This window comes from Alteromonas mediterranea DE (assembly GCF_000020585.3).
Classification (GTDB): Bacteria; Pseudomonadota; Gammaproteobacteria; order Enterobacterales; family Alteromonadaceae; genus Alteromonas; species Alteromonas mediterranea.
Genome location: NC_011138.3, coordinates 448,574 through 455,000, shown reverse-complemented (window position 1 = coordinate 455,000; position 6,427 = coordinate 448,574). Strand labels below are relative to the sequence as shown.

General features: G+C 45.8%; 6 protein-coding genes (1 of these 6 only partly in view). 1 reads left to right on the top strand and 5 read right to left on the bottom strand.

The window, feature by feature from the left end; all coding sequences use genetic code 11:
* Positions 1 to 1,102: the 3' portion of an iron-containing alcohol dehydrogenase gene (locus tag MADE_RS02070; protein ID WP_012516948.1), read on the top strand. Its footprint begins 47 nt before the window's first position; 1,102 of the gene's 1,149 nt are visible here — the last part of the coding sequence; its start codon lies off the left edge, out of view; the stop codon is at positions 1,100 to 1,102.
* Here the strand turns inward: MADE_RS02070 and MADE_RS02065 are convergent.
* The 5 genes from MADE_RS02065 to MADE_RS02045 form a co-directional block, all read right to left on the bottom strand.
* Entirely contained in the window at positions 1,099 to 1,866 is a 768-nt protein-coding gene (locus tag MADE_RS02065) for a 3-keto-disaccharide hydrolase (protein WP_012516947.1), read from the bottom strand. The two genes, MADE_RS02070 and MADE_RS02065, sit on opposite strands and share 4 nt — an antisense overlap.
* 65 nt (positions 1,867 to 1,931) lie before the next feature.
* The gene (locus MADE_RS02060) at positions 1,932 to 2,549 is read right to left on the bottom strand and encodes a gluconate 2-dehydrogenase subunit 3 family protein (protein ID WP_012516946.1); all 618 of its coding nucleotides are present in this window, start codon (positions 2,547 to 2,549) and stop codon (positions 1,932 to 1,934) included.
* Positions 2,549 to 4,234, bottom strand: coding sequence for a GMC oxidoreductase (locus MADE_RS02055; protein ID WP_012516945.1), 1,686 nt, complete (start codon positions 4,232 to 4,234; stop codon positions 2,549 to 2,551). Before MADE_RS02055 ends, MADE_RS02060 begins: the two co-directional genes overlap by 1 nt.
* A 44-nt stretch (positions 4,235 to 4,278) precedes the next feature.
* Complete coding sequence (locus tag MADE_RS02050; protein ID WP_012516944.1) at positions 4,279 to 5,208, bottom strand: hydroxypyruvate isomerase family protein; 930 nt, start codon at positions 5,206 to 5,208, stop codon at positions 4,279 to 4,281.
* The gene (locus MADE_RS02045) at positions 5,201 to 6,418 is read right to left on the bottom strand and encodes a nucleoside permease (RefSeq protein WP_012516943.1); all 1,218 of its coding nucleotides are present in this window, start codon (positions 6,416 to 6,418) and stop codon (positions 5,201 to 5,203) included. Before MADE_RS02045 ends, MADE_RS02050 begins: the two co-directional genes overlap by 8 nt.
* Positions 6,419 to 6,427: the final 9 nt, after the last annotated feature.

The following is a 6,427-nucleotide window of genomic DNA, read 5'->3' as shown; positions in this document are numbered from 1 at the left end:
TGGCGCGATAAAAGCCCTTGCAGATGAAATGACGCGATTAGGTATAAAAGATTGTGCCGTCGTAACTGATAAAGGTGTTTCGTCATCTGGTCTTCTTGAGCAAGTACTCGCTTTACTTCCCTATCCCCCCTTGCACATTATCGATGATATTCCACCCGAGCCTGCTGTAAATATCATAGAAGCCAAATTAAACGACCTTCGCGAGAATAAGGTAGATGGCATTATCGCCCTTGGTGGCGGTAGTGCTATTGATAGCGCAAAAGTACTAGCAGCTACCTATGATCATAGCGGGTCTATTAGCAAACTCTTTGGTGAAAATACGCTTTCAGAAAGGCGTCTTCCTCTTATTGTTATTCCCACCACCGCAGGGACAGGCTCGGAAGTCACCAATATTGCTATATTGTCTGACCCTAAAGCACAAATGAAGAAAGGCATTGTTAGTCACTGCCTATTACCCGATGTTGCTATTGTTGCGCCTGAGATGACAAAAACTTGCCCACCGTCTATAACGGCCGCAAGCGGAATAGACGCATTCGTTCACGCGCTTGAAGCCTATATAAGTGTTAATGCTAGCCCTATTACTGATGCTCTTGCCGAAAAAGCATTAAAGCTGATCTTTAATTCTTTGGTGCATGCTTATAATAATGGAGAAAATCTGGCTGCTCGCGAAGATATGGCCACCGGCAGTTTAATGGCCGGCCTTGCTTTTGGAAACGCCGGCGTTGGAGCAGTGCATGCTCTGGCTTACCCTTTAGGTGGGCGATTTCATTTATCACATGGAATGAGTAACGCGGTTATGCTTCCTCATGTATTGAAAGTAAATGCACCGTTTTGCCAAGACAAGCTTTATTGTGTAGCTAAGCTTCTGAAGGTATGTGAACGTCACCATTCAAAAGATGAGGCAATTAAACTGTTGTTAATTGCTATCGAAAAACTCTGCAGGGATGTCGATATACCCGCTTCACTCACCCCTTTTAATATTTCGTCTTCTTGTGTAGGTGAGTTAGCGGAAGAGGCGAGTAAAGTAACTCGCCTTCTTCGTAATAATCCCAAGCAACTGAGCATTGAAGAGATTGAAGATATCTATCGGCTTGCTTTTTAAAGTGGTCTTACCCACATGTTCTTAAAGCTTACTAAGTTGCCGTGATCTTGTAATTGAAGCGGCGCGCATCCGTGAGCTTTGTACTTAGGTGCACCGATCCATTCTGTTGTCCCTTGAATTTCAGTATGGTTCTGAACCACTACGCCGTTATGTATTACCGTAACATAACCTTTCGTTGCTAGCGCTTCACCGTTAAAGGTAGGCGCTTTATATATGATGTCGTAAGTTTGCCATTCGCCAGGCGCCTTCATAGCGTTAACTAAAGGAATGGTTTGTTTATAAACACTTGCCGCTTGTCCATTGGGATAGGTCTTGTTCTGATATGAGTCCAAGACCTGAATTTCATATCGCTGCTGCAGGAAGATACCACTGTTATTGCGCTGTTGTCCTTCCATACCTGCTTCTGGCTGTGGCGCTTTCCACTCTACGTGCAACTGAACATCACAGAACTCTGCTTTCGTTTTGATATCGCCTGTTCCCGGTTTTACGGTAAGTACACCATCTTGAAGCGTCCACTTAGCATCACCTTCTTTTACTGAAGTCCAGTTAGATAAGTCATCACCAATTAAAGAGATGGCATCAGAGGGCACGCCTACCTTATCAAAAGAAACCACTTCAGGAACAGGTTCCCAAACTTCCGTTTTAGCGGCCTGTTGTTCTCGGGTTAAACGCGATTCGCTTTTTTCAGTATCTGCATCTGTCGTTGCGCATGCAGAAAGTGGCATAAGCAAAGCCACAGTTGAAGCGACGAGTGTTTTATTCATAGTGTCAGTACCTTGTTTTATCCGTTGTATAACTGTGTTGTGTTTGGCTGCTCGATAGCGCAGGTTTAGGTTGCCCACGCTTTGTCGCCCTTTTTATAAGGGAATGCACCGTCGTAACGTCCAGGAATAGCCACATATCGAAGCACTTTAGTCGCGCCAACTTGAGACGTGAAAAAGCAATAAAGTGTGAGCTGTTTTAATAACGTAAAGTAGTGAGGGGTTGGCTCATCGGTGCCTGGCTCCCACTGACTTGGCTTTCCTGTTTCAACACCTTGATAAACACCGTTAGCAAGGTTCGCCGCTTTCGCTTCTACATCCAGGTCGTTAAATAAAGCCTCTCGTTCTTGCTTGGTAAGCTGAACAAATTGCTTGTTGAAACGACTTTGACTTAACGAAGATATTTTCTTAATGCCATCAAGAAAGGTCTTTTGAAGTAAAGGTGTGTAGCAATCGGTTATCAACACAGCCATTGTCGCGCCAACGTTGGCCGCTTTTGCTCCAGGCGTGTCAGTTTGAGGAATGATCACCTCACCCATTTCATTCATCAAGGCCACATCTTTTTCATTAAATAATGTGTCGCTAAGCGGTACAGCGGGCACATCTGTGTAGGCAAGTACATTACCTGCGAACAATGCTGTGCCTGTAGCAGTTGCTATGAGTTTAAGTAGTTCTCTGCGTTCCATTATAGATTTCCTCGCTTTAACTCTTCTACGGCAAAGTCTGCGGCTCTTGCCGTTAATGCCATATAGGTCAGTGAAGGGTTAACACAGCTGGCCGATGTCATTGCTGCACCATCGGTCACGAATACGTTTGGTGCATCCCATACTTGGTTATGCGCGTTGAGCACAGAGCTTTTAGAATCTCTCCCCATACGCGCCGTACCCATTTCATGAATGCCCATACCCGGTGCGTAGTCTGCATCCCAGCCTTGAACATTTTTAAGGCCAGCCGCTTCAAACATCTCAATAGCGTCTTGCTGCATGTCCTTACGCATCTTAAGCTCGTTTTCTTTAATCTCTACATCCATTGCGAGTACTGGTAAGCCCCATTTGTCGGTGACTTTTTTATTCAAGTACACTTTGTTTTCGTGATACGGAAGAATTTCTCCGAAGGCTGTCATGCCTATTGTCCAAGGACCTGGCTCTGTTAATGCGTCTTTAAGTCCAGCACCTATACCAAGCTCAGCTATGTCTTTGCGCCAACCTGAACGGCTTGCGCCGCCTTGATAACCAAATCCTCGCAAGTAATCTCGTTTATCACTTCCCCAGTTTCTAAACCTTGGCACATAGAAGCCACTCGGTCTGCGACCGTAGGTATATTTGTCGTCAAAACCTTCAACTTCAGCTGAAGCTCCGACTCTAAAGTGGTGATCCATAACGTTGTGACCCAACTCGCCGCTGCTGCTTCCTAAGCCACCGTCCCATACGTCTGTGGCGGAATTCATCAGTACCCACGCCGAGTTAAGTGCTGACGCATTTACAAAGATGATCTTGCTTTTAAATACATAGGTCTCGTTGGTTTCAGCATCGATAATTTCAACGCCAGTCGCGCGTTTCTTGTCTTTGTCGAACAAGATCTCTTTGACTATCGAAAAAGGTCGAAGGGTTAAGTTACCTGTTTTAACCGCAGCTGGAAGCGTAGATGCTTGTGTACTGAAGTAGCCACCGAAAGGACAACCCAACCAGCACTTATTGCGGTATTGGCAATGAACACGCCCTTCTTCGGGCTTGCTTTGTGTCATGTTTGAAGTGCGGCCATGCACCATGTGCCGCGCGCCTTCATAGGCCTTTTTCACCCGCGCCGCGACACTTTCCTCTACAATGTTCATTGGCATTGGTGGCTGGTATACACCATCAGGCAATACATCTAAGCCATCGCGATTACCACTGATACCCGCGAATTTTTCTACGTAGTCATACCATGGCGCCAAATCGTCGTAGCGAATAGGCCAGTCGACTGCAATGCCTTCTTTAGCATTGGCTTCGAAATCTTCTTTGTTCAAACGGTAGCTTTGACGCCCCCACAACAGTGAGCGCCCACCCACGTGGTAGCCTCTGTACCAGTCGAAGCGCTTGTCTTCGGTATAAGGATTTTCTTTTTCATTTGCCCACATGCCGTACGTTTTTTCATTTAGCGGGTAATCACGCTTAAGCACAGGGTAGTCAACTTTCATAGCCTGAGTAGGCAGATCTCGGTGAGGAAAATCCCAATCCTCTTTATGCGCATTTTTATAATCTTTAATATGCTCGATATTTTGGCCACGTTCTAACATTAGCACTTTTAGGCCCTTTTCAGTTAGCTCCTTAGCAGCCCAACCGCCACTGATACCAGATCCAATAACTATTGCATCATATTCGTTACTCGCCATAACACGTCCTTAAAACTTAATTCGTCGCTGTGCCTGTTCGCACGTTACACATCACAGATATGGATCGCTTGTTGTAGCGACGCTATTCTGTTGGCTTTGGTTTTCGGTGTGGGTATAAACTCTTGTGCTAAGTAGCCTTTAAATCCGGTCTCGACAATGGCTTTAGCTATTGCTTCATAATTGAGTTCTTGAGAAGCATCTATTTCGTGACGCCCAGGTACGCCGGCCGTATGGTAATGACCAAAGTACTGATAGTTATCTCGAATAGTTCGGATGATATCCCCCTCATTAATTTGCATGTGGTAGATATCGTAAAGTAGTGAGAAGTGCTTAGAGCCTAGGCGTTTGCACAGCTCTATTCCCCATGCAGAATTGTCGGCCATGTAATCAGGGTGGTCGACTTTACTGTTAAACAGCTCCATGAAAATCACTACGTTGCGTTTTTCAGCATGAGGTAAAATGCGTTTTAACCCTTTAACCGCATTTTCCAGTCCGTCTTCTCGTGACATGCCTCGGGCATTGCCGCTAAAGCAGATAAGGTTTGTATAACCTGCATCAGCGACCAAGTCGATGTGCTTTATATAACGCGCTTCTAGTTCGTCATGGAGCTCACTGTGAATGAAGCCGTCTTCAAGACTTATCTCGGCGCCGTTACACATAGAAGAGTCGATGCCGTACTGCTTTAGCACAGGCCAATCTTCAGGACCTACCAAGTCAATGGCTCCAAATCCTAATTGCTTAACGGTTTGGCACAACTCTTCAATGCTTAAATCGCCGTAGGTCCATCGGCTTACCGAATGATTTACATTTCCTTTAAGCGGCGTATTCATGGTGTTGCTACCTTTCGTGCCGTTTGTACTCGCTATAGCAGGCATAGCAGTGGCTAAACCAGCTGCTGCTAATCCTGTTCCGGCAATGCCTGCCCCTGTCATAGCCATACTTTGAAGTAATTTTCTGCGGGTAATGTTATGCATCTGCGTTCACCTTTTCCTTTCTGAACAGAATGGCGAATAGCACTAACACAACCGCGGCAAACCCTGCTGGGAATAACCAGACCTGCTGCCAACTATGCGCACCTGTTTCCATCGTGTAGGTGTCGGTAATTGCGCCTGCCACTGCAAAGCCCACCAGCATACCTACGCCATATGTCGCTAAGGTAATTAGCCCCTGCGCTGCACTTTTTACGTTTTCTCCCGCCTTTGAATTGGTATAGATTTGCCCTGATACAAAGAAGAAGTCGTAACAAATACCGTGCAGTGCAATACCAACAATAAGCATGAACAAGCCTTCGTCAGCGTTCCCGAATGCGAACAGTGCATAACGTACAACCCACGCTGCCATACCTATCACTAACGTGGCTTTAATGCCGAAACGGTTCAAAAATACCGGCAGGGCCAACATGAACAATACTTCGGAAACTTGACCTAGTGTCATTTTGCCCGTGGCGTTTTCAACGCCTATTTCGGTAAGAAAAGGGTTAGCATTCTGGTAGTAAAACGCCAGTGGAATACAAATAAGTACAGATGAAAGAAAAAATACAAAGAAGTTTTTGTCTTTTAACAGTGCCAACGCGTCCAAGCCAAGAATGTCGCGAATAGTTACCGCTTTACCGCTAGATTGAGGTGGCGTGTTTGGCAGTGTAAAACTGAATACGCCCAACATTAGCGAGGCAACGCTGCACAATAAGAACGTGTTTTTGAGCATACCATCGGCAATAGACTGTGCAGAATCCCATGAGAAGACATAGCTAATCATAAGGCCTGCCACAATCCAGCCGATAGTGCCCCACACACGAACTTTTCCGAACTCTTTTGACGGGTCGACCATTTGTCCGAATGACACTGAGTTAACCAAAGCAAGCGTAGGCATGTATGCAATCATGTATGCCAACACATAAGGGTAAAAGCTGGCGAAATCATTCGCTTGGTACATACAGTACATAAGCACGGCGCCAACAATGTGTAGTAAGCCGAGGATCTTTTCTGCATTAAAGAATCGGTCAGCAATAAGGCCCACAATAAAGGGGGCAATGATGGCGCCCCAGCTCTGGGTTGAGAAAGCCATACCGATTTGCCCACCATTGGCAGACAGGGTATTCGATAGATACGTGCCTAATGTTACAAACCAGCCCCCCCAAATGAAGAACTGAAGGAACATCATCAAACTAAGGCGTAGGGTTATCATAGTTATTGT